The sequence below is a fragment of the Nonomuraea sp. NPDC050451 genome, assembly GCF_044458585.1.
On the sequence record NZ_JBITHZ010000005.1, the window covers coordinates 81032 to 106134 of the forward strand.

Genomic DNA, 25103 nt, shown 5'->3' on the forward strand with positions numbered 1-25103 from the left:
CATGGCCGCTTTCCACCCGCTCACCGTGGCGGCGGTGGACCACCTGTGCGAGGACGCCGCAGCGATCACGTTCGCCGTCCCGGACGAGCTGCGCGAGGCGTACGCCTTCCGCGCCGGGCAGTCGCTGACCCTGCGCCGCGTCGTGGACGGGCGGGAGGAGCGCCGGTCGTACTCGATCTGCGCGCCGGCCGGCGCGCGGCCCCGGATCGGGGTCCGCGAGATCCCGGGCGGGCTGTTCTCCTCCTGGCTGGTACGCGAGGTCGCGCCGGGGGCGCGGATCGAGGTCCAGACGCCGACCGGCTCCTTTCGGGCCGACCCCGCCACGGGCGAGCGGCACCTGTGCGTCGCCGCCGGGTCGGGCATCACGCCGATGCTGTCGCTCGCCTCGACCGTGCTCACCCATCCGGAGGCCCAGGTGTCGCTGCTGTACGGCAACCGGACCAGCCGGACCGTGATGTTCGCCGAGGAGCTGGGCGACCTGAAGAACCGGTACGGCCCCCGGCTCCAGGTGGTCCACGCCCTCTCGCGCGAGCCGCGCGACGTCGAGCTGTTCTCGGGGCGGCTCGACGGCGACCGGCTGCGCCGCCTGCTGACCGAGCTGGTGCCGGTCGAGGTGTTCGACCACGTCTGGCTCTGCGGGCCGCTGGCGATGATCCAGGAAGCGCGTGAAGTCCTCGCCGACCTGGGCGTACCCGCCTCCCGCGTACATGTCGAGCTGTTCTACGTCGACGAGCCGCCGCCGCGGCCGCGACGGGCCGCGAACGGGGTCGCGCCCGGCGCGACGAGCGAGCTGACGACCGTGCTCGACGGCCTCCGCACGACGTCGACGGTCTCCCGCGACGCGACGCTGCTCGACGGCGCCCAGGCGGCGCGCGCGGACCTGCCGTTCGCCTGCAAGGGCGGCGTCTGCGGGACCTGCCGTGCTGTCGTACGGGACGGCGAGGTGGACATGCGCCGCAACTACGCCCTAGAACAGGCCGAAGTTGACGCCGGGTTCGTCCTGACCTGCCAGACATTTCCGGTCGGCGAGCGCGTCACCGTCGACTTCGACGCATAAGGAGCCTGCTGATGCCCGAATCCTTCGTCGTCTCCGGCGTGCGGACGCCGATAGGCCGCTACGGCGGCGCGCTCGCCCACGTACGGCCGGACGATCTGGCCGCCCTCGTGGTGGGCGAGGCCGTCGCCCGCGCCGGGATCGCCCCGGAACTCGTGGACGAGGTGGTGCTCGGCGCGGCCAACCAGGCCGGCGAGGACAACCGGAACGTCGCCCGGATGGCCCTCCTGCTGGCAGGTCTGCCCGACTCGGTGCCCGGGTTCACCGTCAACCGGCTCTGCGCCTCGGGACTCACCGCGGTCGCTACCGCACGCGCCCTGATCGCCGCCGGGGACGCCGACGTGGTGGTCGCGGGTGGGGTGGAGTCGATGACCCGGGCGCCGTGGGTGACCGAGAAGCCGGCCAAGGCGTTCGCGAAGCCGGGGCCGTCGTTCGACACCTCGATCGGCTGGCGGTTCACCAACCCGCGCTTCGACGCCGCGACGACCGCCTCCATGCCGCAGACTGCCGAGACCGTCGCCCGGCGCTGGGGGCTGACCCGTGAGGAGCTGGACGCGTACGCGCTGCGCTCCCACGAACGGGCGGTCGCGGCGATCAAGGAGGGCCGGTTCACCGGCGAGATCGTCCCGGTTCCCACGGATGCGGGCGTCGTCGACACCGACGAGGGGCCGCGGCCGGACACGAGCCTGGAGCGGCTGGCGCGGCTGCGCCCGGTCAACGGCCCCGACGGGGTCGTCACCGCGGGCAACTCCAGCTCGCTGAACGACGGCGCCGCGGCCGTCGTCGTGGTCAGCGACCGCTTCCTCGAACGGCACGGCCTGACGCCCCGGGCGCGGCTGGTGGCGGCGGCGAACGCCGGGGTGGCACCGGAGATCATGGGCGTCGGCCCGGTCCCGGCCACCCGCAAGGCGCTCGAACGTGCCGGAGGCCGGCGCGGCCTGGCGACCATGTGCGTCGGCGTCGGCCAGGGCAGCGCTCTCCTGGTGGAGCGCCCATGACCAGCCTGATCGTCGAGCAGGGTGAGGACCGGGTGGTGTGGCGGCTCAACCGCCCCGAGGTGCGCAACGCGATCGACCGCGAGCTGGTCGCCAGGCTCCATGAGGCGTGCGCCGCCGTCGAGGAGGAGCCTCGCGTCGTCCTGCTCATCGGCGAGGGTACGACGTTCGCGGCCGGGGCGGACATCGCCCAGCTGCGCGAACGCGACCTGTACGACGCGCTGCGCGGCATCAACTCGAAGCTCTTCGAGCGGATCCACCGGCTACCGATGCCGACCGTGGCCCTGCTCGACGGGTACGCCCTGGGCGGCGGGGCCGAGCTGGCCTACGCCTGCGACTTCCGGATCGGCACGCCGGCCACGCGGATCGGCAACCCGGAGACGGGCCTCGGCATCCTGGCGGCGGCCGGGGCGGCCTGGCGGCTGGCCGAGCTGGTCGGGGAGCCGCTGGCCAAGGAGATCCTGCTCGCGGGCCGGGTGCTCACGGCCGAGGAGGCACACGCCGTACGGCTGCTCAACGAGGTCGTGGAGCCGGAGGAGCTGCTGGCGGCCGGACATCGGCTGGCCGACCGGATCACCGCGCGGGCGCCGCTGGCGACCCGGCTGACCAAGGCGGTCTTCCACGCCCCTCGGGGCGCGCATCCGTTCGTGGACGACGTGGCTCAGGCGGTCCTGTTCGAGACGGAGGAGAAGCACATGCGCATGACGGCATTCCTGGAGCGGCGCTCATGAGCCTGCCACGGATGGTCGGCGTCTTCGGCGGCGGGCGGATGGGGTCCGGGATCGCGCAGGCGTTCCTGACCTCGGGCAGTCACGTGATCGTCGTCGAGGACGGTCCGGAGGCGGCCGAGCGGGCCAGGGCCCGGGTGCGCGACGGCCTGGCCAAGGGCCACGCGGACCTGGACGCCCTCGCGCGGCTGCGCACGACGTCGGACCCCGGCGAGCTGCGCCCGTGCGAGCTCGTCATCGAGGCGGTCCCGGAGGACGCGGCGCTCAAGGCCCAGGTGTTCGCCCTGGTCGAGAAGGCGGCGCCGGGCGCGGTGCTGGCCTCGAACACCAGCAGCCTGTCCATCGGCGCGCTGGCCGCCGGGCTGGCCGCGCCGGAGCGTTTCCTCGGGCTGCACTTCTTCAACCCCGTCCCGGTGAGCGCGCTCATCGAGATCGTCACCGGGCCGCGTACCGATCCGGCGCTCGTGACGCTGGCCCGGGAGTGGGCGGCCGAGCTGGGCAAGACGCCGATCACGGTCGCGGACTCGCCGGGGTTCGCCAGCAGCCGTCTGGGCGTCTGCCTGGCGCTTGAGGCGATGCGGATGCTGGAGGAGGGCGTCGCGAGCGCGGCCGACATCGACACGGCCATGACCCTCGGCTACCGCCACCCGATGGGGCCCCTGCGTACCACCGACGTGGTGGGGCTGGACGTGCGGCTGGCGATCGCCGAGCACCTGGCGCGCGAGCTGGGGCCCCGGTTCGAGCCGCCGCGGATCCTGCGCGACCTGGTCGCGGACGGGCACCTCGGCCGCAAGACGGGCCAGGGCTTCTACACCTGGTAAGACCTTCCGGCTCGGTGCCGGGCCCCACCTTTTGACGGGTCAGGCTTCGTCATCGGGCCTGGTCGTCGGCGGGTCAGGCTTCGTGCCTGGCCCGACCTTCTGACGGGTCAGGCTTCGTGCCTGGCCAGGCCGTCGAAGGCGATGGCGGTGATGGCGTCGGCGACCATCGCCCGATCGTAGGCGCCATCGGGCCGGTACCACTCGACCAGCGAGTTCACCATGCCGAACAGCAGCCGGCTGACCAGCGTCGCCGGCACGTCGTCGCGGAGCGCGCCCTCGGCGACGGCGTCGGTGACGAGCGCGGCGAGGCGGTCGTCGAGCCAGCGGCGCCGCTCCAGCGCCGCCAGCTCGACCTCGCTGTTGCCGCGCACCCGCAGCAGGAGCGTGACCGAGGGCTGGTGCGCCACGAGGACCTCGACGCTGCGGCGCAGCACCTCGCGCAGCCGTTCGTACGCGCTCGCCCCGGCCTGCTCCCGGGCGGCCTCGGTCACGACGGCGGTCAGTTCGTCGAGCGCGTCGTCCAACGCCTGGCCGAGCAGCTGCTCCTTGCTGGTGACGTGATGGTAGATGGCCGGCTTGGTCAGGCCCAGCTCCTTGGCCAGGTCGCCCATGCTCGTGGCGTCGTACCCCTTGCGGTTGAACAGCTCCACCGCGGCGCGCAGAACCGCGGCCTGGTCATAGCCGGGACGGCCACGACCGCGGCGCGGGGACGGTTCGGCAGGCTGAGTCGTCACGAATGCAGCATCTCACGACGGATCAGGCACCCGGATTGGCCGTACGCCGTAACCGGACCGGCCTGTGAAACGTAGCCGGGTGCCGGCCGCTCGCCGCTGCGCAAGTTTAGCCGCAGCCAGCCAAAAAGGCATTTATTTTAAAATACCTCAAAGCGTCTGGATTTACGTTTACAACGTCGCGATCCATCGTTAATCTGCTAACGCCGCAGAGAGAAGAGCCCCGGGCCGTGCCGCCGTGGGGATGGATGGATGTGCGAACGCCGGAATTCATGTCACCATATCGCCGAGCCCAGACCCCCCTGACTCATCGACGTGGCAGTCGGCAGAATGTGTAAGGGAATCAGCGCCATGAAAGACTTGAAGCCGCAAAACCCGGTTGTCACAGCAGATGTCGATCAGATGCGAGAACTGCTGGTGCAGCATTTCCCGCCTTACTACCTCAAGATTGCCAAGCCGAACCCGCGCGGTGCTCGATACCAGCTTCTCCACAAGGGAAAGATCGCTCTGCACACCGCGACATACGGTGCGGAGATTCGCGCCGGAACGTCGGAGTCGTTTGACTTCTACGCGATCATGATGCCGTTGCAGGGAACGGGCAGGGTGACGCTCAACGGGCGGGACGTCACCGCACCGATCTCCCTCATCGGCCCCAAGCAGAAGATCGACATGCGGTGGAGCCTCGATCACGAGGTGTTGATGATGCAGGTCCCGTTGGCGGCCATGGAGGAGGCGCTCGAGGCTTACCTTGGCGATCCTCCCAAGGAGCGGCTGCGGTTCGAACCCGGGGTGGACGCCGCCAGCGCGCTCGGCCACGCGCTCAGAATGCTGGCATCCATCGGGACGGGCGGTACGCTGCCCTTCGCGGCCTCGAAACTGGCCGAGCATCACTTCGAGCAGTTCCTGCTGCACACCTTGCTCGCGTCCCAGCCGCACAATTACTCGGACAAACTCTGCGAGTCCACCGCCCCCTGGACCCCTGCCGCCCTTCGGCGTGCCAGCCGCTACTGCGAAGAGCACGCCGCCGAACCGATCCGCATCGGCGACATCGCCGCCGCGGCCAGAGTCAGCGTCCGTACCCTCCAGCTCGGCTTCCGTGAACATCTGCAGACCACCCCGATGGCCTACCTCCGTTCCGTCCGGTTGGCTCACGCACACGCCGATCTCGTCCGTATCGCGGATACGGGCAGCCAGACGACCGTCACGGAGGTGGCCCTGCGATGGGGATTCACCCATCTCGGGCGCTTCGCGGCCCTGTACAGGCAGACCTACGGCCGGCTTCCGTCCAGCACCCGGCAAGGACACCAGTGACCGTGGGAGCCGCTCCACGCGAGCAAGCCGTATCGGTGACTGAGGACGCTGCGGCGCCTACCCCAGCGCCTCGGTCTCGGGCCGGCCCCGGCGGCGGAAGTCGGCCAGCACGTCTGACCAGGGGATGACCGCGTTGCCCTTGGCCCATTGTTCCCAGACCGCCGCGAGCTCCGTGACGAGCGACGGCTCCCGCAGGGCTAGGTCCTTGCTCTCGCCGCGATCGGCCTCGATGTCGTACAGCTCCCAGGGGCCGGCCCACTCGCGCACGAGCTTCCAACGCCCCCGTCGTACGGCGGCGTTGCCGATGTGTTCCCAGCACAACGTCCGGGGTTCGTCGGCGGCGGGAAGGCCGTCGCCCCTCCACAGGGGCAGCAGGCTGTGGCCCGCCGTGTCCGCGTGGCCGTGGGCCGCCTCCACGATGGTGGAGGTCAGGTCGACCAGGTGACCGGGGCGCCGTTCGACCCGATCGGCGGGCAGGGCGCTCGGCCACGACACGATGAAAGGGGAGGCGACACCGCCCTCGTGAACCCAGCGTTTGTAGAGGCGGAACGGCGTGTTGGACAGGTTCGCCCAGCCTCGCCCATAGCTGATGTAGCCCTGCTCGGGACCGGGAGTGATCCGGGGGGTGTTGCCCACCTCGACCGGTTCGCCGTGCCGGGTGCGCCGGGGGCAGATCTCCTCGCCGAAGGACGTCTGTCCGGGACGGTGCGGTAGTTCCTCGGCGCACCCGCCGTTGTCGGAGAGGAACATCACGATCGTGTTCTCGCGGGTCCCGGACCGTTCGAGCTGGTCGAGGACCTGGCCGATGCCGCGGTCCATCACCTCGACCTGGGCGGCGTACGTGGCCATCCGCTCCACCTCCCAGTCGCGGTCGTCGACGTCGGCCCACGGGGGGACCTCCTCGTCCCGCGGGGGCAGTTCCGTGACGCCGGCGACGCCGAGGGCGGCCTGGCGCCGGAAGCGTTCCGCGCGGAGCACGTCCCAGCCGGCCCGGTACCGCTCGCGGTATTTCGCGATGTCGGGCTCGCGGGCGTGCAACGGCCAATGGGGAGCCGTGTAGGCCAGGTAGAGGAAGAACGGCGTGTCACCGGCCGAGGCGCGGGCGACGAAGTCGCGGGCGTGCTCGCTGAGGTCGTCGGTGATGTAGTAGTCCGGATCGGCGTGTGCCTCGGGCACCCTCGATTCGCCCGACATCAGCGGCGGCTGGTAGTAGCTGCTGCACCCGGGCAGGATGCCGTAGAACTCGTCGAATCCCCGGCGGGTGGGCCACGTGCCGTTGGGCGTCGTGGTGTCGGACGACAGGTGCCATTTGCCGACCAGCGCGGTTCGGTAGCCCAGGTCTTTCAGCCTCTCCGCGAGTGTCGGGGCGCTTTGGTCAAGGGAGCCCCGATAGCCGGCCGGCCCGTTGTCGCGCGTCAGGACGCCGATCCCCACGGAGTGAGGGTGCCGGCCGGTCAGCAGGGCGGCGCGGGACGGGCTGCAGCGCGGCGTGACGTAGAACGACGTCATCCGGACGCCGCTCCGGGCGAGGCGGTCGAGGTTCGGAGTGTCGATCTCCCCGCCGAAGCTGCCGATGTCGGAATAGCCGAGGTCGTCGGCGAGGATCACGATCACGTTGGGGGCGGGCATGCGGGCCTTTCCGTTTCGGTTTCGGTCTTCGAACGGGTCAGTGAGCGCAGCAGGTCGGCGAACTGGCGGACCGCCTCGGCCCGGCTCACCGCGTCGGGATCCAGCAGCCATTGGATGCGCAGCCCGTCGGCGAGCGCGATGAGCCATCGCACGACCGTCTCCGTGGTCAGCCCCGGAGGCAGGTCGTGCTCGTCGATCACCTCGGTGACCCACCCCTGCATGGTGTCCACGATGGTCCGGTACCGCTCGGCCCACCATTCGTGGGACGGGTGCTCAAGGCTCAGCCCCTCCGCCGACAGGAGGGCGAACAGCTGAACGAGCACGGGATTGCGCTCGTTGTCCTCAAGGGTGCGGAGGAAGACCTCCATCCGGTCCTCTCCCCCGGCCAGCCGGCGCTGCTCGTCCGCGCGGTTCCTGTCCTCGCGGTCCTGCAGCACGGCCAGCAGGAGCGACGCCTTGTTGGGGAAGTGATGCAGCAGACCGGCCTGGGAAATGTCGGCCTTGTCGGCGACTTCCCGCAGGCTCACGGCATTGAAGCCGTTGGCGGAGAACAAGGTGACGGCCGTGTCGAGGATCTCGCGGCGCCGTCGATCGCCGTGCGGTCGCGTGACGACCTTTCTGCGTCTCATCTTCGGCGCCGCGTCGCCGTCCTGAGCCCCTCCGTGTCGTGCGGAGCCCCCGTCATCCATCACTCTTCTCCCGTACGTCGTCGTGACCGGCCCTCTTGCCGGAACCGGTCGCACTCGCCCCGCCCGGCCCGGGAGAGACGAACGGGAATCTGGTCATGGCCGCGTTCCGAGCAGCGCGGACACGAGGTCATCGTCAAGGCAGGCCAGCAGCTCACGCACCCTCGCCGGTTCCGAACCGGCCAGATCCATGGACTCGTACGGGTCGGACTCCAGGTCGAACAGGGCCGGCGCGGGCAGGTCGGCGCTCACCACGAGCTTGTGCGTCCTGGTGGAGATCGCACGCCAGCGTCGCAGGGCCACCCACCGGTTGTCCCCATAGTGACGCTGGGCGAGCTCGATCTCGCGGGCGGACCGGTCGAGCCCGGACACGACATGGTCGCGGTGCTCGGACCTCTCCCCGCGCACGACGGGCAGCAGGGACCGTGCGGTCATCCACTGCGCGGGTGTCAGCCCCGCGATGTCGAGGAAGGTCGCGGCCAGGTCCTCAAGCGAGACCAGGGCGTCGCTGGTGACGCCAGGGTGCCTGACGACGGGTCCGGCGATGATCATCGGGATGCGGATGCTCGGGTCCAGGGCGACCTGCTTGCCCCAGATGCCCTGGTCACCGAGCATCTCGCCATGGTCGCTGGTGTAGACGACCACCGTGCTCTCCAGTTCCCCCCGTTCCGCGATCAGGTCGAGCAGCCCGCCGACGTGGCCGTCGATGTTCTCGATCATGGCCGCGTAGCGGCGGCGCACCTCCTGGTGGCGGGGGTCGGCCGGATCCTGGCCGGTCTGAACCGGGAACTCGACGGCGCGCCACCTGTCGATCAGCCCTGGCGGCACGTCCATCGGATCGTGCGGGCCGGCGAAGTTCACCACCACGTGCCAGGGCTGCCCCTTGGGGCAGCTCGACAGGACGTCGCGGGCGTTGCGCGCGATCCAGTTGTCCAGGTAGGCGTCCTCCGGCAGCGGGCTGGGCTCGACGTCGAAGTAGGGCTCGTGTCGCCTGCGTTCGAAATCCCGCAGGTGCAGATCCGCGATCCCGCGTTCGTACAGATGGTTCATGTACGGCCCTTTTGGACCGGTACGCCCCGACCAGAGCGAGTCGAACTTGCCCTCGTTGTCGATGCCGCCGTCCAGACCCCACTCCCGCAGGCATCGCGAGCCGTCGAGGTTCCAGTCGAACGTTGCCTTGTGCAGGTCGAACTTCCCGACGCCCGCCACGTGGTACCCGGCCTCGTCCCGGAGCATCCGGAAATAGGTCCGCGCCTCCGGCGGCAGGTCGTGGACGTTGCTCGGCACCGGGCCGGAGTCGTAGTCCAGACCGGTGGCCAGGCAGGCCCGCGCCGGCGCGCACAGCGGCGCGGGAGTCACGGCACGGCGGAACGTCATGCCGCGCTCGGCCAGTCTCCGCAGGTGGGGCGTGCGTACCGGCAGGTCGCCCGCTCCCTCGATCCAGTCGTGGCGGTGCTGGTCCGCCACGATCAGGAGCACGTTCGGTTGTTTCGACATCACACCTGCTTGAGAGTTCGAAAGTCGTCGATGGAACGAGCCGGCGCCAGGGCCAGGAGCCCGACGTGTACGCCTGCGACAGGCTCGGACAGCAGCTCGGCGTACTCGGGCGCCTCGACGTGGGAGGGGTTCGGCCCCTCGCGCAGCGTCGGGAGCGTGTCCACGAGGGTTGTCGGCGCGAGCCCGTTCAGCCCGTGCAGCGACATGAAGGCCGTCCCGAGCTGTGCGCGCGGTTGCCGATCGGCGAAGGCGGGGACATCCACATCCTCGAGGTTGTTCCGGACGATCTGCGCCGCGGCTGTGTTGTTCGGCAAGCTGATCACGGTGATGGGGACGGCGGCTCCGGCGTCCTGGATCATCTTGCGGGCCTTGGCCGGATCGTAGATGTCGTGCTGCGCCAGGTCACCGGGGTACCCGGGGGTGCCCGGGCTCCAGAAGAGGTCCGTGGCTGCGGCCGGCGGGGGTCTCGGCAGCCCGGCCGACCCCTGACGTGCAGGCCGCCAGGCCCACCAGCGGACCTGTCCCGACTCCGAGCAGTTGACCGACAGGACCGCATCGCGGCCCAGAACGTCCAGCAGGCATGGCGACATTCCTCGCGCTCTCGTGACACGACGTTCCCCCAGGCGCAACGAGCACCTCGCGGAATGTAACGGGACCATACCTAACTAACCGAGTACTCGGTAGGTTAGCGGCACAAAAAAATTCGCGACACGCTTCCGAAGCGCGTCGCGGCACCGTCAATCTGCTCGGGCTCAAGGGCGATGAGCTGCGTCTCGGTGCGCTCAGTTGCCACGTATGCGTCGTCGCGCCCCCGCCGGCCGAGTGCTGCACACGACACTCACTGTCGCCGGGCCTGCTCCTCGCGCGGAGCGGCGGGCGGACGTCGGTCGTCAGCCTCCACGAAGCGGCCACGAGGTGCAGGATCCGGTGGCGTGGTTACCCCGGTCGGCGCCCGTGGGCAAGCGCGTCGGGCCTGTGGGCACGGACGAAAGGGTTGCCAGCGACAACCGCGGCCCGGTGAGAGCGCTGGTGATCATCTCATGCCGGGCACGCTGCTGATTGTCACGCACCAGGAACCGGCCGTCGTCGCCGCCGGATGACCGCGTGGGGGCGCGAAGTTCGGGGTGACCATCAGGGGACCGGTCGCGCGCCGGTCCGGTCAACGTCGGCTCGGACCGCCGCCATCGGTGTGTGGCGGCGGTGTGAACCGTCAGCGCAGGGAGCGGAAGAACTCGCGCACGTCGGCGACGAATGAGCCGGGCTGTTCCAGGGCCAGGAAGTGTCCGCCGCGCTCGAACTCGGTCCAATGCACGATGCTGTGATCGCGTTCTGCGAAGCGACGGATGGCGACGTCCTGGGTGAGGGAGACTGCTACGCCGGTGGGCACGGTCCCGGGTTCGCGTGGCGCCCAGGCCGAGGGGTCGTGGTGGGCCTCGTAGTAAAGGTGGGCTGAAGAGGCGCCCGTCTGCGTGAACCAGTAGATGCTGACGTCGGTGAGGAGAGCGTCGCGGTCGACGGCGTCTTCGGGCAGGTCGGCGGCGCTGTCGGTCCATTCCTTGAACTTCTCGGCGATCCAGGCGAGCTGGCCGGCCGGGGAGTCGTTCAGGCCGTACCCCAGGGTCTGCGGGCGGGTGCCTTGGATCTTGTCGTAGCCGCTCTGTTCCTGCTGCCAGTGCTCCAGGCGCGCCAGCCGCTCCTGTTCGGACGTGGTCAGGCCGTCCATCTCGCCCTCGGCCCCGATCGGGAAGGTGACCAGGGCGTTGACGTGCACGCCGAGGACGCCCTCGGAGTCCTGGCGACCCATTTCCGGGGCGACGAAGGCGCCGACGTCGCCGCCCTGGACGCCGTAACGGGAGTAGCCGAGCCGGTGCATCAGCTCGGTGAAAGCCCCGGCGATGCGGCCGTGCGTCCAGCCCGCGTCGCGCAGCGGAACGGAGAAGCCGAACCCGGGCAGAGAGGGGATCACCAGGTGGAAGGCGTCGTCAGGGTCGCCGCCGTAGGAGCGCGGGTCGGTCATGGGGCCGATGACGTCCAGGAACTCGGCGATCGAGCCGGGCCAGCCGTGGATGAGCATCAGCGGGGTGGCCCCGGCCTCGGGAGAGCGAATGTGCGCGAAGTGGATGGTCTGCCCGTCGATGTCGGTGGTGAACTGGGGCAGGTCGTTCAGCCTGGCCTCGTGCTTGCGCCAGTCGTAGTCGTCGGCCCAGTAGGCGGCGAGCTGCCGCAGGTAGCCGGTCGGGACGCCGCGGCTCCAGCCTTGGTCACCGATCTCGCCGCTCCAGCGGGTACGGGCGAGCCGGTCTCTTAAGTCGTCCAGCTCGTCCTGCGGGATGTCAATGCGGAACGGATTGATCATCGAACTGTTCCTTCCAGCAACGGAATACTTGTAGTTTGCGGTTCACCGCCGTCCCGGAGGACGGCGGTGACCTTTTCGGGCTGCGACGCATCGCTCGCTTCGTACAGGAGAGACCCCGCCCTGATTACGGCGTGAGCCGTTGCGACATGCTCGCCCGATGACCCGAAAGCGGAGAGCGCGGAACCTTCGGGCTGTTCACCGGCTTGGGATGGCCCATGCCACGTCCTGGACGATCTCGGGATGGTCTCTCTGCCCGCGGTCGAGCAGCCGCTGCTGCTGCCTGCCGTACGGTGGAGGCTGATCGCGGGAAGCCATCGCCTCCGCACTGGCGGCAACGCGGTCAGGTGACGATCGAGCACCCGGAACGCGCGACCGGGCTGATCACGACGGCTTTCCCGGACGTGCGCACCGGCGCGCTGAGCTCATCAAGAAGCACGCGTTCACGGAGTCGGGGTTTCGCCCGTGATGCGGACGCTGTCGCTCTCGTCACCCATGACCGTCCTCGGGACAGCGCCGTTGCCCGATTCCGGACCGGCGGCCACGGCCGGCGATACGGCGACCATGACGCCTCCCACCGCCAAGGCGAGTGCTGCGGCCAAGACAAGCAGGACACGATTCACGTTGAGTTTCCTTTCGCAGGAGCCGGAGATGCCGATGCCTTCTGGCCCTGCGAACCTACGAGCGTTGCACCAGGTCCCGCTATCCGAATAGCGCTCACGCCAATTCGTTCACTGGACACCTCTCTCGTGCCGACCGAAGGAACAGCCTTGGGTTGGGGTGCCGGGCGCAAGAGAGCACGTCACGGGGGCCTGCCAGATTCCGGCGATCGCGCCGATCAGGCTGGTGGCGAGGTCGTCCCAGCTCGGATGAAGGTGGGGGCGCCCTCGGCGAGGGCGCGTTCCCGCTCGACGCGCATCTGCGCGATCAGGTGACGCGCCATGACGGATCGTTCGTCACGCACGGAGGGCGGCAGGCCGGGCAAGCACTGGTGCAGGCCCTGACCTACGAGGACCTGCGCGAGGTGATCCTCGTCGGCCACAGCTACGGCGGCATGGTCATCACTGGCGTCGCCGACCGCGCCACCGACCGGATCGGCCACCTCGTCCACCTCGACGCCGCCACGCCGATCAACGGCGAGGCCCTCGCCGACGTCTCCCCGCCGCAGATGCGGGCCGCCCGCGCCGCCGGCCGCGCGGTCGACGGCGTCTGCCCCGGAGCGGCGATCTTCGCGAGGACGCATGAACACCCCGGACCACGTGCTCGTGGCCGGCGCCTCCGCCGCCGGCCTGGCCACCGTGGAAGCCCTGCGCCGCAAGGGGTACGCGGGCCGGGTGACCGTGCTGGGCGCCGAACCCCACCTCCCTACGACCGGCCACCGCTGTCCAAGCAGATCCTGTCCGGCAGCTGGGAGCCCGAGCGAGCCCAGCTGCGACCCCCGGCCGCGCTGTCCGCGTTGAACGCGGAATTCGTGCTCGGCGATCCGCGCTGCGCACGCTCGACGACGTGCTGGCGCTGCGGACGGACCTGCTGTCCCGCAGCCGCCTGGTGGCCGTCGGGGACGGCGTGCTCGGCGCCGAGATCGCCGCCACCGCGCGCGGCATGGGCGTAAGCGTCACCCTGGCCGGCCCCCAACCGGCACCGCTGGCCTGCCAGCTCGGCCAACCGGCCGCCAGACTGCTCGCCGACCTGCACACCGAGCGCGGGGTGAAGCTGCGGCTCGGCGCCGCGGTCAGCGGACTGACCGAACGACACGGCCGCGTCACCGGGGTACGTCTGGAGACCGGCGACGTGCTGCCGGCCGACGTCGTCGTGGTCGCGTTCGGCGCCGCCCCGGCCACGGACTGGCTTGCCACCAGCGGGCTCGACCTGGACAACGGGCTGGTGTGCGACTCCCGCTGCCGCGCCACGGAGGGCGTCTACGCGGTCGGCGACGTGGCCCACTGGCACCACGAGACCCTGGGCAGGTCGCTACGGCTGGAGAACCGGACCAACGCCACCGAACAGGCGATCGCCGTCGCCGGCAACATCCTCGGCGACGACCGCCCCTACACCCCGATCCCCTACTTCTGGACCGACCAGTTCGACGCCAAGATCCACGTACACGGGATGCCGTCCCCGGACGCCGAGGTGTCCATCGCGGAGGGCTCCGTGCCCGAGCGCCGCTTCGTCGCCGTCTACCGCCACGAGGGCCGGGTCACCGGCATACTCGGCTGGAACATGCCCAAACAGGCCCGCCGGCACCGGCAGGAACTCGTCGCGACTTCCCTGCTCGCGGGATCGGCCTGACCAGTGCCACCCACTTGTTGGCCACACCACCCACCGCCTTTACAATGTAGATTCATACGGCCGGGCACGCCGTCCGGCGGTGAGCCAGGCGCGGACTTCGTCCATGAGCGGGACGGGCGCATCGTGGTGGACCAGGTGACCGGCGGCGTCGATCAGCGCGAGCTCGGCACCGGGGATCAGGCTCTGCAGCCGTCGGCCGACGTCGGTGGGGATCCACGCGTCGCAGGAGCCCCACAGGATCCGTACGGGGATGCCGATGCGGCCCAACTGCTCCTCGTTCTCTTCGAGGAAGCGCTCGTCATAGTGGGCGATCTGCCGGTAGAAGGCGGGCTGGCCGTCCTCCCCCGTCCACGGTCGCACGAGGGCGTCGAGATCGTCGTCGCGCAGGCCGCGGTGGCTCGCGCCCTGGATGTAGGCACCCACGATGGCGGTGTGGATGTAGGCCGGCAGCTGCGCCAGGACGTCAGGATGGTCTTGTACGAACTGGAAGAAGGGCGAGCCGCTGGGCGGGATGGCCACGACGTCGACGAGCATGAGCGAGGCGTAATCGACGCCCAGGATCAGGTGCGTACGCAGGGACACGGCACCGCCGAAGTCGTGGGCGACCACGTGCGGCCGCTCCAACCCCCAGTGCGCGAGCAGCGCCGCGAACGCATCGGCCTGCGCGCCGAAATCCACGGGATGCTCGGCATGCTTGGAGGAACGGCCATATCCGGGCATGTCCCACAGGTAGACGGTGAAGTCGCGACTCAACGCCTCCGCGAACGGCCGCCACAACACCGACGAGAACGGCGTGCCATGACAGAACACCACAGCCGGACCGGCGCCCGCGCGCCCCCAGGCGATCTGCCTCCCACGCCACTCGAATCGCTCCGTCAACTCCATGACTAGCCATGGTAGTAAGTCGCGCTCGGCTTCCCGGCGCCGAGCCTCAGGCGCGGCGGCCGGCTGTCAAGGGCGTCTCAGTAGCCGATCGGGCCCGAACCGGCCGCGCGGGCAGGCGCGTTGCCGTTGCGGCGGCTCTCCAGGTCGTCGAGGATCGCCGCCGTGGCCGTGGCTCCGAAGCGCGTGGCGCCCAGGCGGTTGAGCTCCAGGAGGGCGTCCAGGGTGCGAACGCCTCCGGCGGCCTTGACCTGGACGGCCGGCCCCACGGAGCGCCGCATCAGGGCGATGTCCGCCGGCGTCGCCCCACCGCCGGCGAATCCGGTGCTGGTCTTGACGAAGGCCGCGCCCGCGGCCTCGGCGGCCTGGCACCCGACGATCTTCTCCCGGTCTCCCAGATAGGCGTTCTCAAAGATCACCTTTACGGGGCGGCCTTCGGCGGCCTGGACGACAGCGGCGATCTCGTCCTGGACGAACGCGACGTCGCCGCCGCACAGGCGGCCCATGTTGATCACCATGTCGATCTCCTCCGCTCCCAGGGAGATCAGTTCGGTGGTTTCGAAGACCTTCGCCGCCGTAGTGCCGCCGCCGTGCGGAAAGCCGACGACCGTACCGACGGCGACGCCGGATCCACGCAGGCTCGCGACGGCCGCTGAGACGTCGGCGGGCCGCACGCACACCGACGCCGTACGGTACTTCAGCGCGATCGCCACACCGGCCGCGACCTCGGCCGGGGTCAGTTCGGGCCGCAGCAGCGAGTGGTCGATCATCTTCGCCACCTCCTCACACGAAGGCAGCGGACCGTCCCACTGCGGGACGTCGATCGAGGCGACGGACATAGGGCTCTCCTTCACGCCTGAGGTAAGCTGTATAGACAGCCTAGACAGCACTGTAGGCGTTGTCGAATGACGGGACCGACCCCGTCCGACCGAGGAGGACCGCCCCGCTCATGCCCGCACCGCAACCGCTGTACGAACGCATCGAGAAGCAGTTGCGCCGTCGCATCGACGCCGCGGCCGACGGCGATCCGTTCCCCTCCGAACCGCGGCTGGCGCAGGAGTTCGAGGTCTCCCGGATGACGGTGCGCGCCGCCCTTGCCGGGCTGGAGCGCGACGGCCTGCTGGAGCGCGTGCCCGGCCGGGGCAGCTTCGTACGCAAGGCGGCTGCCGCCCGGCCGGTCGGCACCCTCCTCAGCTTCCACGATCAGGCCCTCGCGCTCGGCAAGACGCCGCGCTCCCGTGTCCTGGACGCCGCCGTACGCCCCGCCTCCCCCCAGGAGGTGGCCGCCCTCTATCCGGACGCCCCCTTCGCACCCGCATCCGTGGTCGCGATCAGCCGCGTCAGACTCTTCGGCAGCCTCCCTGTGGCCATCGAACACGCCGTTTTCCCCGCCGCCCTCGACAAGCTGCTCACCGCGGACCTGGAGACCGGATCACTGCACAACACGCTGCGGCGCCTCGGACTGCATCCCACCCTCGGCTCCTCCGTCCTCACCGCGCGCACCGCCGACGACGACGCGTCCGTCCTCGACGTCGATCCCACCACCCCGATGCTCGTCGAAACGCGCTCCATCGTCGATCAGCACGGCAAGCCGCTCGAATACACGATCAGTTCGTACGTGGCGCACCGCTACGCGCTCAAGGTCGACTTCTCCGTTTCCACACCGGGGCGCACCCCGCCCGCACGGCCGCCGGCCGGCGGCTGGGGCGGATGACTCGGCCACCCCTGCTACTCTGTCACCTCGAATCGATATACCTCGAATCGATACGGAGAGAGTAGATGTCCTACACCGAGGAGTGGGTCACCACGCGCGCACGGGCCGCCTACGAACGGGGGCAGGCGTCGTTCACGATCCACCCCGAACGCTCGGCGATGCTCGTCATCGACATGCAGGACGAGTTCGTCCGGCCCGGCTGGAGCCCGTACTGGGTGCCGGCCGCCACCCGCATGGCGCCCCGGCTGCGCCGCCTCATCGACCACTGCCGCGGCGCCGGCGTCCCGGTGATCTGGACCATCTTCGACGACACCCACCTCGGCCTGGACCGTCCGCACGCGCTGCGTTACCTGCCGCACGCCGACACCGACTGGCGCCGGCCCGGCCCCGCGGCGGTCTGGGACGAGATGGGCTACCGCGACGACGAGGTGCTGATCCGCAAACCTTCCTACGGCGCCTTCTACGACACCCCGCTCGACACCGTCTTGCGCAACCTCGGTCGCGACACCGTCATCGTCACCGGCACGCTGACCAACTACTGCTGCGGCACCACGGCGCGGCAGGCGTACGAACGCGGGTATCAGGTCGTGTTCGGCGCAGACGTCACCGCCACCGACGACGAGTCCCTCCAGGAGCCCGAGCTCGCGGTCTTGCGCAAGGGCTTCGCGCTGGTGCTGCCGGCCGACGAGATCGCGGACCGCCTGACCGGAGCGGATCCGGCACCGGTGGCGGACCAGCCTCACGGAGACGACCGGCAGACGCGATGAAGCCGGACGCGCCGCTACCGGTCCGGACCGAGGTAGGCGAGGACCGCCGCCACCCTGCGGTGCACGTCCCCGCTGTTCTCCAGCCCCAGTTTCGTGAAAATGGCGTTGACGTTCTTCTCCACCGACGAGATCGACAGGTGAAGCGCCCTGGCGATGGCCGAGTTGGAGCGGCCGTGCGCCATCTCGCGGAGCACGTCGCGTTCGCGTCCGGTCAGCGCCTCCTGCTGGCCGCGGACGTCGCGCCTGGCCAGCAGGCCCTCCACGACCTTCGGGTCGATGACGGAGCCGCCGGAGGCCACCGCCCTGATGGCCCCCAGCAACTCGTCCAGGTCCCCGACCCGGTCCTTGAGCAGGTAGGCGTAGCCCTCGGTGCCGTGTTTGAACAGCTCGAACGCGAACAACGCGTCCGAGAACTGCGACAGCACCACGACCCCCACCCCCGGATGCGCGGTCCTGATGCGGTGGGCGGCGTCGATGCCCTCGAAGCCGGGCCGCCAGTCACCGCCCGGCATCCGGATGTCGGTGACCACGGCGTCGGGGCCGAGGCGGCGGACGGCGTCGAGGAGTTCGTCGGCGTTGCCGACCGCGCCGACGACCGTGATCTCGCCCGACATGTCGAGTAATTGGCGGGTTCCTTCGCGTACGAGGTAATGGTCGTCGGCGACCACCGCACGGATCCGCTCACCCATCGACCGGCACCCATGCCTTCACACGTGTCCCCTTTCCCGGCGAGCTGTCGAGGTCGAGCCCGCCGCCGAGCGCGTCCAGCCGGTCGGACAGCGTGGCCAGCCCCCTGCGGGCGGCGGCGGCCGAGTCGAAGCCCTTCCCGTCGTCGGCGACCGTGGCACGCAGGCGGCCGCCCGCGTGCGACAGGCCCACCTCTATGGTGGCGGCGCCGGCGTGTTTGAGCGCGTTGGCGACGGCCTCGTTGACGGTGAAGTACATCGCGCCCTCGACCTCGTCCGCGAACCGCTTGGTTCGCAGGCCGGGGTCCGAGGTCACCGTCGTGTGCACGGGCAGGCGGGAGCAGCGCTCCTCCACCGCCTCCACCAGGCCGCCCTGGCTGAGGGCCGACGGATGGATGCCGGCCGCCAGCTCGCGCAGGTCGGCGAGCGTCTGGCGGGCCTGTTCGCGCAGGTGGGCGAGCATGTCGGGGTTCGCGCCGGTCGAGCGGGCCAGCTCCAGACCGGCGATGAGCGCGACGAGCTGCTGTTGAACGCCGTCGTGGATGTTGCGTTCAATGCGCCGGCGTTCCGCCTCCTGGGCGTTGACCAGGCGGGTGGCCAGGCCGGCGCTCTGGATGGCCAGCCCGGCCGGCACGGCCAGCGCCTCCAGGAGCCGGCGGTCCACGCGCGTCAGCCCGCCCACGCCTCTGGGGCCGCACTCGATCCGGCCGAGCCCTCCGTGCACCGGCACCGTCAGAGTGGCCGGCCCCTCCTGCCTGCCGGCGACCACGCGGGTGCCGTCCGCCAGCGTCACGGCCGCCCAGGTGGCCTCCAACGCGGTACGCACGGCCACGGCCACCCGGCCGAGCTGCTCCGCGGGCTCGGACGCGTCCTCCAGCGCGGTGCCGAGGTCGGACAGCACCTCGTCCACCGTCGGCCGTACGTCGAAGATCAGATGCAGGCGCGAGCCCCGGATGCCGATCCCGATGTCGAGCAGCCGGTGGCGGACCACGGTGACCCCGATCGCGACGGGCAGCGCCCCGGTCATGGCCACCGTCCCGAGCAGCGCGAGCATCGGCAGCCTCGTGAAGAACACCATCTGCGCGACACCCCCCAGCAGGCTCACGGCCACGCCCCCGACCATCCAGGCGTACTGCCGCCGCTCGACCCGCGCGCTGCGCCGCCGGCGGAGCATGAGCCCGCAGAACCCGATCGCCGCCATGATCCACGTGATGAGCTGGCCGACGGCCGACGACAAGACCCCGAAGAGGGCGAGCGTCGACTCCAGGACCCGCAGCGGCTCGCGCGCGGCGCCGCCGCTCAGCATGCCCCCTACGGCGTGCAGGGCGATCGCGATGCCGGAGATCCACGCGAACGCGCGCCAGCGGCGCGAGGGCAGCCGCCCTTCGGGGAAGAGCAGCGGGACGAAGATCCAGTTCAGGCCATAGAAGGCGGCGAGGACGGAGGAGAGCGGGGCGGTCAGCCAGAGCGGCGCCGCGCCCGTGATCGACAGCCCCGCGCCGGTCAGACCCACCCCCAGGAAGAGCGCGCAGGCCAGGAGCAGCCAGCCATAACGCAGCTCGGGACGCCGGGTGGCCAGCAACCAGCCCAGCGCGGGCATGAGCAGCGCCACCACCATGTACACCCACTCGGTCACCGGGAGGGGGACGCCGCGACTCGCCGTGATGCGGCTCGTGATGACCACGTTGGCCACGATGCCGGCGGCCGCGCCCGTCGCCAGTACCCCGGCCACCAGCCTCGAACCCATAAGCCTCCATCGTCGTGAGTGATCGGCAAGAGGGCTATGAGGTTATCCGCATATTTCGCACGGTCATCCGCACCAGCCAGAACGGTGGCTGCCCTGGTGGCCCGCCGGGGCCCCGCCGCGATTGCCTGAGCGGCATGAGAAGCAGCCTTGTCATGATCACTTCATCGAAGCCCGTCCGTTTTCTGGCGGCGGCAGCCGTGGCCGTGACGGCGGTCTGCGCAGGCCAGACCGCGTCCGTACAGGCCGCGACCGCCGCTGTCGCCGCGCCGCCCGAGATTCCCGACACGCCGGCGGGCAGGCAGCTGCGCTGGCTGCTCGACGCCGCCACCCGCCCGCCGATCCCGGAGAGCGAGCTGAAGCAGCACTTCACCGCCGAGTTCCTCCAGAGCGTCCCCGCCGACCGGCTGAACCAGACCCTGACCGCGTTCAAGGGCATGCGGCTCCAGGAGCTCACCAGGTCGGAGAGCACCCTGCTCGTCGCCACGGTCGAGGCGTCCGGCACCCTGCTCGACCTGTCGCTCACGACGAACGGCGCCGGCCTCGTCGACGGACTGCTGTTCCGCCCGCACGTCTCCCCCGCGCCCAAGGACTGGGCGGAGCTGGACCAGCGGTTGAGCAGGCTCGCGCCGCAGGCCGGCTTCATCGCCGCGGAGGTGACCAAGGACGGGGCCTGCCGCCCCGTGCACTCCGTCGCCCCCGCCACGGCGCGCCCGCTCGGCTCCATGTTCAAGCTCTACGTGCTGGGGACCGTGGCCGAGCGCATCGCGAGCGGGGCGTTCGGGTGGGACACCCAGCTCACGATCACGCCGGAGCTGAAGAGCCTGGGGTCGGGCGAGCTGCAGAACCGGCCGGACAACAGCAAGGTGTCGGTGCTGGAGGCCGCCAAGCTGATGATCTCCATCAGCGACAACACCGCCACCGACCTGCTCATCCACCAGGCCGGCCGCAAGAACGTCGAGCGCACGGCGCGGGCCTGGGGCGCCCGCGACAAGCGCAACACGCCGCTGCTCACCACGCGGGAGATGTTCGTGCTCAAGGGCGCCGGCTACCCGCGGCACGCCAGGAAGTACCTGTCGCTGGGAACGGCCGGGCAGCGGGCCTACCTGGACAGGGTGGTCGCCAAGGTGCCGCTGTCCCGCATCGCCGGGTGGACCGCGCCGCGCGAGCTGGACACGCTCGAGTGGTACGCCTCCCCCGCCCAGCTGTGCCGGGCCTTCGTCCGGCTGTCGGAACTGCCCGACAAGCACGTCGGCGAGGCCCTGTCGATCAGCGACGCGGGGCTCGCGCTGGACAAGGCGCAGTGGCCGTCGGTCTGGTTCAAGGGCGGGTCGGAGCCGGGGGTGAGCGACCTGGGCTACCTCGCCAGGACGGCGGACGGGAGGTCGTTCGTGGTGACGACCCTGGCGATCGATCCGAAGACCCCGTTCGACCAGGCGCGGGCGATCTCGGAGCAGCTGGGGCTGACCCGAGGCGCGTTCACGCTGGTCAAGGCCTCCTGAAGGCCCCGGCCGCTATCACGAGGGCTCGTCGCGAAAATCCCCGGCGTGGTCGCGGGCCCACTCGCCGTACGTGCGGGCGGGCCCGCCGACGACCTTCTCGACCGTGTCCGTGGCCGGCGCGGGCCGGTCGACAGCGGCGGCGGACTCCCTGATCACCACGTCGGCGACCTGGGGCGTCGTCCAGGCACTCAGCTCCGCACGGTACTCGTCCAGATCCTGGACGGCGAAGCGGACCGGACGGCCGATGGCCTCCCCGATCAGCTCGGCCTGGCGTCTGCGGCTGACCAGCTCCGGCCCGGTCAGCGTGTAGGTCGCGCCTTCGTGTCCCGGCTCGGTCAGGGCGCGGGCGGCGACCGCCGCGATGTCCGCCTCGTGCACGGGGGCCGACCGCGAGTCCGGGAACGGGTCCCGCACCAGCCCCTCGGCGCGGACCGACGGCGCCCACTGCAGCGTGTTGGTGGCGAAGGCGCCCGGGCGCAGGAACGTCCAGGCGATTCCCGAGCGGGCCACCGCCTGCTCGGCATCGCCGTGCAGGCGGCTGATCGCGTCGGTCGCGGCGGGGTCGGCGAGCATCGCGGACAGCAGGACGATGTGCTCCACCCCGGCGGTCGCGGCACGGGTGACGAAGTCGTCCAGGCCCCGCCGCTCGGCGTACAGGAAGACTTTGGTGACGCCGGCGAGCGCGGTGTCGAAAGTGTCCGGGTCGGCGAGATCGCAGAGCATCGTTTCCACGCCGGCGGGCAGGCGGGCCGCGCCCGGGTTCCGGCCGGCCGCCCGGGTGGGCTGTCCCATGGCGAGAAGTTGCTGTACGAGGCTGCGCGCGACGTGCCCGCGCGCTCCGGTGACCAGAATCGTCATGTGACCAGGCTGGCCGCGCGGCCGGGACGGCGGGTAGGCCCCCGTGGGCCTGGGACTCGCGGTACCAGGCCATGATGGAAGACGATGAACAAGAACGAGCTGGGCAGTTTTCTGCGGAGCAGGCGCGAGCGGGTCAGGCCTGAGGAGGCGGGGCTGGCGGCCGGCCGCCGGCGCCAGACACCGGGCCTGCGGCGCGAGGAGGTCGCGCTGCTGGCCGGGATCTCGGTCGACTACTACATCCGGCTGGAGCAGGGCCGCGGGCCGCAGCCGTCCGCGCAGGTGCTCACCGCGCTGAGCCGCACGCTGCGGCTGACCGGCGACGAGCACGACTATCTGCTGCGGATGGGCGGCCAGGCCCCGGTCCGGACCGGCTCCGCGCCGGAGGTCCCCGAGAACGCGCTGCGCCTGCTGGATCGCCTCGAGGAGTTCCCCGCGGTGATCGTCAACGTCTGCTGGGACTTGCTCGCCTGGAACAGGATGCTGGTCGCGCTCATCGGCGACCCGGCGGCCAGGCCGGCCCGTGAGCGCAACACGCTGCGCTGGCTGTTCGGCGGCGCGCCCGCGCTGCTGAGCGATCCTGCCGGGCCGGCCCGCCAGGCCGTCGCCGACCTGCGGGCCAGCGGCCGCTACCCGGACGATCCAGACGTACGGCAGATCGTGGACGAGCTGACGGCGGCCAGCCCGCTGTTCGCCGAGCTGTGGGCGGCGCAGGACATCGAAGTGCAGCGGACCGTGACGAAGCGGGCCGCACACCACCTGCTGGGCGAGATGGAGCTCGACTGCGACGTCCTGCCCCTGCCTGGCGGGGACCACCGCCTCGTCCTCTACACCGCCGCCCCGGGCACGCCTTCACACCGCAAGCTCCAGCGCCTGCGGTCACTCAACGATAGTCGTTCTGCTTGACCACCGCGTGAGCCCGCTCCCGGAGGACCGGAAGCGGGTGAAGGCGGCGATGTCGGCTTTGCCGTCACCCGTGAAATCCGCCGGCGAGCCGCCGAACATGGTCCCGCTGGTGCCCGTGTAGTACACCTCCAGTTCGGCGATGGAGGTGAAGGTGCGGGTGCCGCCCGGAGCGCCGATGACGCGCACGCCGTCGCCGTCCACCGGGTTGAAGCCCAGCTCGTACGTGCGGTTCGGGCCCGCCGTGTTGTCGTAGGGGTAGTCAGGCGTGATGCGCAGTCCGGTGACGTTCACCCATTCGTGGTCCCTGCGGACCTGCACCCGCAGATCGCTCGCGAACCAGCCGCCGTCGCCGAAGATCTGCCCGCTGGTGAAGGCGACCTTGTTCATCAGGTATTCGCGCGGCCAGGTGTAGCCCCACCAGCTCGCGCCCTTGCGCTCGTCGTTCCAGTCGTCCTCGCTCTGCGCCTTGTTGCCGTCGTTGTAGAAGCCGACGATGCCGAAATGCGCCACCCGCTCGACGCCGACCGTGCCCGGCTCGCGGGCCAGGTTCCTGGCGCCGTCGGGCGTGTTGGCCGGGGTGGTGTCCACGTGCGGCTCCAGGCGCATCTTGCGCAGCGAGAACGTGTACGCCCAGTGCTGCCCTTCGGGGAAGCCGCCGCCGCACGGGCAGACGTTCGACTGCAGCCACATCGACTTGCCGTCGGCGCTGATGTACTTGGACGGGATCGTGGTGGCGTAGCCGCCGTGCTTGGCGGTGGTCCACGGGTAGCCGCCGAAGTCCTTGCCGGAGAAGTGCTTCCACGGGCCCCACGGGGTGGGCGACTCGTAGAACTCGAAGGTGTACTCCGTCCAGGACGTGTAGAGGTAGCGGTTGAGCGGCTTGTTGTACACCACGCCGCCCTGGCTGACCACGGTCATGTTCTTCGCCCGGTTGGCGGTGTAGACGTCCTGGTAGATGTGCCGGTCGTCGTGCATGACCGCCACCCGCCTGCCGATGTCCGCGGACCAGGTGGGTGCGCCGGAGGCGGCGAAGCCGCTGACGAACTCCCAGGCCGACCGGTTCTGCACCTGGTCCTTGGGCACCCGGGCCAGCCACAGGTCCACCGGGTCGGGCACTCGGTTCGCGAAGGAGTCGCGCCAGTTGTGGTCGAGACCGTAGGCGTAGACGTAGCCGTCGGGGGCGTTGCCGTACGCCTTGCCGTAGTCCAGGAACATGATCGTGGTGAACGCCCCGTTGCCGAACATCGGCCCCGACCTGTCCCACGTCCACGTCTTGCCGTGGTCGGTCGACTTCGCGATCGTCGCCGCCGGGGCGTCGTCGAAGTCGAACGCCAGGTCCTGCACGGCGAGGTAGAGCGTGCCGCCCACGCAGGCCATGCCGGTGGGCTTGCGCGTGTGGTTCGCCGTCCAGACCTGGCCGACGTTGTCGCCGATCGGCAACTGCGCACCGGTCAGGTTGCCGGGCATGCCCGAGATGCGGGCCACGCCGATGTCGCTGTACGTGCCCGCGAACCCGATGCCGTCACCGTAGGCGGTGTAGACGTTGTCGTCGTCGGACCAGCAGTTCGGCCACAGGTCGCCGTGGTTGCGGTTGTCGCCTGCGGCGGGCGCGCCGACCGACGCGCCGGAGTCGATCTGCACGGTCGAGAAGAACGGGCTGGGTGGCGGGGAGGCGGCGGCCGTCGCCCCAGGGACGGCCGTGATGGCCACAATGAGCAGCGTGGCCAGGCCCGCGCCCAAACATCGTCGAACGATCGAGAACATGACTTCTCCTGGCGGTGCGGGACTCCTGAGCGCATGGCAGTCAGGAGTCCGTGAGGTGGGGGGTGGAGGGAGAAGAGAATCTGAGCAATCGATTTCTGGATCAACGTACAATCGCGACCTGACAGCCGTCAAGCCTTGATTTGTCAGGATTTAAGTCGAGCATTTGCCCAGCTAAAGTGGCACATTTCA

Annotated in this window: 24 protein-coding genes; 11 read left to right on the forward strand and 13 right to left on the reverse strand. The window is 70.5% G+C overall.

Going from position 1 to position 25103, the window contains the following annotated elements; translation table 11 throughout:
* Nucleotide 1: 1 nt before the first annotated feature.
* The 4 genes from paaE to ACIBI9_RS18860 are packed head-to-tail and all read left to right on the forward strand — an operon-like array spanning nucleotide 2 to nucleotide 3598.
* Nucleotides 2-1057 carry a 1,2-phenylacetyl-CoA epoxidase subunit PaaE gene (paaE, locus tag ACIBI9_RS18845; protein ID WP_397223408.1) on the forward strand — a complete coding sequence of 352 codons (1056 nt, stop codon included), beginning with the start codon at nucleotides 2-4 and terminating at the stop codon, nucleotides 1055-1057.
* An 11-nt stretch (nucleotides 1058-1068) separates the two neighbouring features.
* On the forward strand, nucleotides 1069-2052 hold the full coding sequence (locus ACIBI9_RS18850) for a thiolase family protein (protein ID WP_397223409.1): 984 nt from the start codon (nucleotides 1069-1071) through the stop codon (nucleotides 2050-2052).
* Nucleotides 2049-2780, forward strand: a complete 732-nt coding sequence (locus tag ACIBI9_RS18855) for an enoyl-CoA hydratase/isomerase family protein (protein WP_397223410.1) — start codon at nucleotides 2049-2051, stop codon at nucleotides 2778-2780. Before ACIBI9_RS18850 ends, ACIBI9_RS18855 begins: the two co-directional genes overlap by 4 nt.
* On the forward strand, nucleotides 2777-3598 hold the full coding sequence (locus tag ACIBI9_RS18860) for a 3-hydroxyacyl-CoA dehydrogenase family protein (RefSeq protein ID WP_397223411.1): 822 nt from the start codon (nucleotides 2777-2779) through the stop codon (nucleotides 3596-3598). The genes ACIBI9_RS18855 and ACIBI9_RS18860 overlap by 4 nt, the downstream gene beginning before the upstream one ends.
* A 107-nt stretch (nucleotides 3599-3705) precedes the next feature.
* Here ACIBI9_RS18860 and ACIBI9_RS18865 read toward each other — a convergent pair whose 3' ends face one another.
* On the reverse strand, nucleotides 3706-4332 hold the full coding sequence (locus ACIBI9_RS18865) for a TetR/AcrR family transcriptional regulator (protein ID WP_394504494.1): 627 nt from the start codon (nucleotides 4330-4332) through the stop codon (nucleotides 3706-3708).
* A 348-nt stretch (nucleotides 4333-4680) separates the two neighbouring features.
* On the opposite strand from ACIBI9_RS18865, the gene ACIBI9_RS18870 reads away from it, so the two are divergent.
* Nucleotides 4681-5640: an AraC family transcriptional regulator gene (locus ACIBI9_RS18870; RefSeq protein WP_397223412.1), complete on the forward strand. Its 960-nt coding sequence runs from the start codon at nucleotides 4681-4683 to the stop codon at nucleotides 5638-5640.
* A 57-nt stretch (nucleotides 5641-5697) separates the two neighbouring features.
* On the opposite strand, the gene ACIBI9_RS18875 is transcribed toward ACIBI9_RS18870, so the two are convergent.
* The 6 genes from ACIBI9_RS18875 to ACIBI9_RS18900 all read right to left on the reverse strand — a co-directional run bounded on the left by ACIBI9_RS18875 (nucleotide 5698) and on the right by ACIBI9_RS18900 (nucleotide 13048).
* The gene (locus ACIBI9_RS18875; RefSeq protein ID WP_397223413.1) at nucleotides 5698-7269 is read right to left on the reverse strand and encodes an arylsulfatase; all 1572 of its coding nucleotides are present in this window, start codon (nucleotides 7267-7269) and stop codon (nucleotides 5698-5700) included.
* Nucleotides 7251-7898 carry a TetR/AcrR family transcriptional regulator gene (locus ACIBI9_RS18880; protein ID WP_397223414.1) on the reverse strand — a complete coding sequence of 216 codons (648 nt, stop codon included), beginning with the start codon at nucleotides 7896-7898 and terminating at the stop codon, nucleotides 7251-7253. The genes ACIBI9_RS18875 and ACIBI9_RS18880 overlap by 19 nt, the downstream gene beginning before the upstream one ends.
* A 153-nt stretch (nucleotides 7899-8051) precedes the next feature.
* Nucleotides 8052-9452: a sulfatase gene (locus ACIBI9_RS18885; RefSeq protein ID WP_397223415.1), complete on the reverse strand. Its 1401-nt coding sequence runs from the start codon at nucleotides 9450-9452 to the stop codon at nucleotides 8052-8054.
* Nucleotides 9452-10042: a hypothetical protein gene (locus ACIBI9_RS18890; protein WP_397223416.1), complete on the reverse strand. Its 591-nt coding sequence runs from the start codon at nucleotides 10040-10042 to the stop codon at nucleotides 9452-9454. Before ACIBI9_RS18890 ends, ACIBI9_RS18885 begins: the two co-directional genes overlap by 1 nt.
* A 620-nt stretch (nucleotides 10043-10662) precedes the next feature.
* Nucleotides 10663-11808: an epoxide hydrolase family protein gene (locus tag ACIBI9_RS18895; protein WP_397223417.1), complete on the reverse strand. Its 1146-nt coding sequence runs from the start codon at nucleotides 11806-11808 to the stop codon at nucleotides 10663-10665.
* A gap of 835 nt (nucleotides 11809-12643) precedes the next feature.
* On the reverse strand, nucleotides 12644-13048 hold the full coding sequence (locus tag ACIBI9_RS18900) for a hypothetical protein (RefSeq protein ID WP_397223418.1): 405 nt from the start codon (nucleotides 13046-13048) through the stop codon (nucleotides 12644-12646).
* On the opposite strand from ACIBI9_RS18900, the gene ACIBI9_RS18905 reads away from it, so the two are divergent.
* Nucleotides 13047-13265, forward strand: coding sequence for a hypothetical protein (locus ACIBI9_RS18905; protein WP_397223419.1), 219 nt, complete (start codon nucleotides 13047-13049; stop codon nucleotides 13263-13265). The genes ACIBI9_RS18900 and ACIBI9_RS18905 overlap by 2 nt on opposite strands.
* A gap of 46 nt (nucleotides 13266-13311) precedes the next feature.
* Nucleotides 13312-14094: an NAD(P)/FAD-dependent oxidoreductase gene (locus ACIBI9_RS18910; RefSeq protein WP_397223420.1), complete on the forward strand. Its 783-nt coding sequence runs from the start codon at nucleotides 13312-13314 to the stop codon at nucleotides 14092-14094.
* A gap of 39 nt (nucleotides 14095-14133) precedes the next feature.
* Here ACIBI9_RS18910 and ACIBI9_RS18915 read toward each other — a convergent pair whose 3' ends face one another.
* Together ACIBI9_RS18915 and deoC are read right to left on the reverse strand one after the other, a co-directional pair.
* The gene (locus ACIBI9_RS18915; RefSeq protein WP_397223421.1) at nucleotides 14134-14979 is read right to left on the reverse strand and encodes an alpha/beta fold hydrolase; all 846 of its coding nucleotides are present in this window, start codon (nucleotides 14977-14979) and stop codon (nucleotides 14134-14136) included.
* A 77-nt stretch (nucleotides 14980-15056) separates the two neighbouring features.
* On the reverse strand, nucleotides 15057-15815 hold the full coding sequence (gene deoC, locus ACIBI9_RS18920; RefSeq protein ID WP_397223422.1) for a deoxyribose-phosphate aldolase: 759 nt from the start codon (nucleotides 15813-15815) through the stop codon (nucleotides 15057-15059).
* Nucleotides 15816-15925: 110 nt separating this feature from the next.
* On the opposite strand from deoC, the gene ACIBI9_RS18925 reads away from it, so the two are divergent.
* Together ACIBI9_RS18925 and ACIBI9_RS18930 are read left to right on the forward strand one after the other, a co-directional pair.
* The gene (locus tag ACIBI9_RS18925; protein WP_397223423.1) at nucleotides 15926-16690 is read left to right on the forward strand and encodes a GntR family transcriptional regulator; all 765 of its coding nucleotides are present in this window, start codon (nucleotides 15926-15928) and stop codon (nucleotides 16688-16690) included.
* A gap of 65 nt (nucleotides 16691-16755) precedes the next feature.
* Nucleotides 16756-17457, forward strand: a complete 702-nt coding sequence (locus ACIBI9_RS18930; protein WP_397223424.1) for a cysteine hydrolase family protein — start codon at nucleotides 16756-16758, stop codon at nucleotides 17455-17457.
* 14 nt (nucleotides 17458-17471) lie between these two features.
* Here the strand turns inward: ACIBI9_RS18930 and ACIBI9_RS18935 are convergent, their stop codons facing one another.
* Both ACIBI9_RS18935 and ACIBI9_RS18940 read right to left on the reverse strand, forming a co-directional pair.
* Nucleotides 17472-18146 (reverse strand): response regulator, encoded by a 675-nt coding sequence (locus tag ACIBI9_RS18935; protein ID WP_397223425.1) that lies wholly within the window; start codon nucleotides 18144-18146, stop codon nucleotides 17472-17474.
* Nucleotides 18139-19890 (reverse strand): sensor histidine kinase, encoded by a 1752-nt coding sequence (locus ACIBI9_RS18940; protein WP_397223426.1) that lies wholly within the window; start codon nucleotides 19888-19890, stop codon nucleotides 18139-18141. Before ACIBI9_RS18940 ends, ACIBI9_RS18935 begins: the two co-directional genes overlap by 8 nt.
* A gap of 152 nt (nucleotides 19891-20042) precedes the next feature.
* Between ACIBI9_RS18940 and ACIBI9_RS18945 the strand changes: the two genes are divergently transcribed.
* Nucleotides 20043-21389 carry a serine hydrolase gene (locus tag ACIBI9_RS18945; protein ID WP_397223427.1) on the forward strand — a complete coding sequence of 449 codons (1347 nt, stop codon included), beginning with the start codon at nucleotides 20043-20045 and terminating at the stop codon, nucleotides 21387-21389.
* Between the two features lie 15 nt (nucleotides 21390-21404).
* Here the strand turns inward: ACIBI9_RS18945 and ACIBI9_RS18950 are convergent, their stop codons facing one another.
* Complete coding sequence (locus tag ACIBI9_RS18950) at nucleotides 21405-22247, reverse strand: NAD(P)H-binding protein (protein ID WP_397223428.1); 843 nt, start codon at nucleotides 22245-22247, stop codon at nucleotides 21405-21407.
* 84 nt (nucleotides 22248-22331) lie between these two features.
* Here ACIBI9_RS18950 and ACIBI9_RS18955 point away from each other — a divergent pair, with 84 nt between their 5' ends.
* Nucleotides 22332-23150 carry a helix-turn-helix transcriptional regulator gene (locus tag ACIBI9_RS18955; RefSeq protein WP_397223429.1) on the forward strand — a complete coding sequence of 273 codons (819 nt, stop codon included), beginning with the start codon at nucleotides 22332-22334 and terminating at the stop codon, nucleotides 23148-23150.
* On the opposite strand, the gene ACIBI9_RS18960 is transcribed toward ACIBI9_RS18955, so the two are convergent.
* Nucleotides 23124-24914 carry a hypothetical protein gene (locus ACIBI9_RS18960; RefSeq protein ID WP_397223430.1) on the reverse strand — a complete coding sequence of 597 codons (1791 nt, stop codon included), beginning with the start codon at nucleotides 24912-24914 and terminating at the stop codon, nucleotides 23124-23126. The genes ACIBI9_RS18955 and ACIBI9_RS18960 overlap by 27 nt on opposite strands.
* Nucleotides 24915-25103 lie beyond the last annotated feature (189 nt).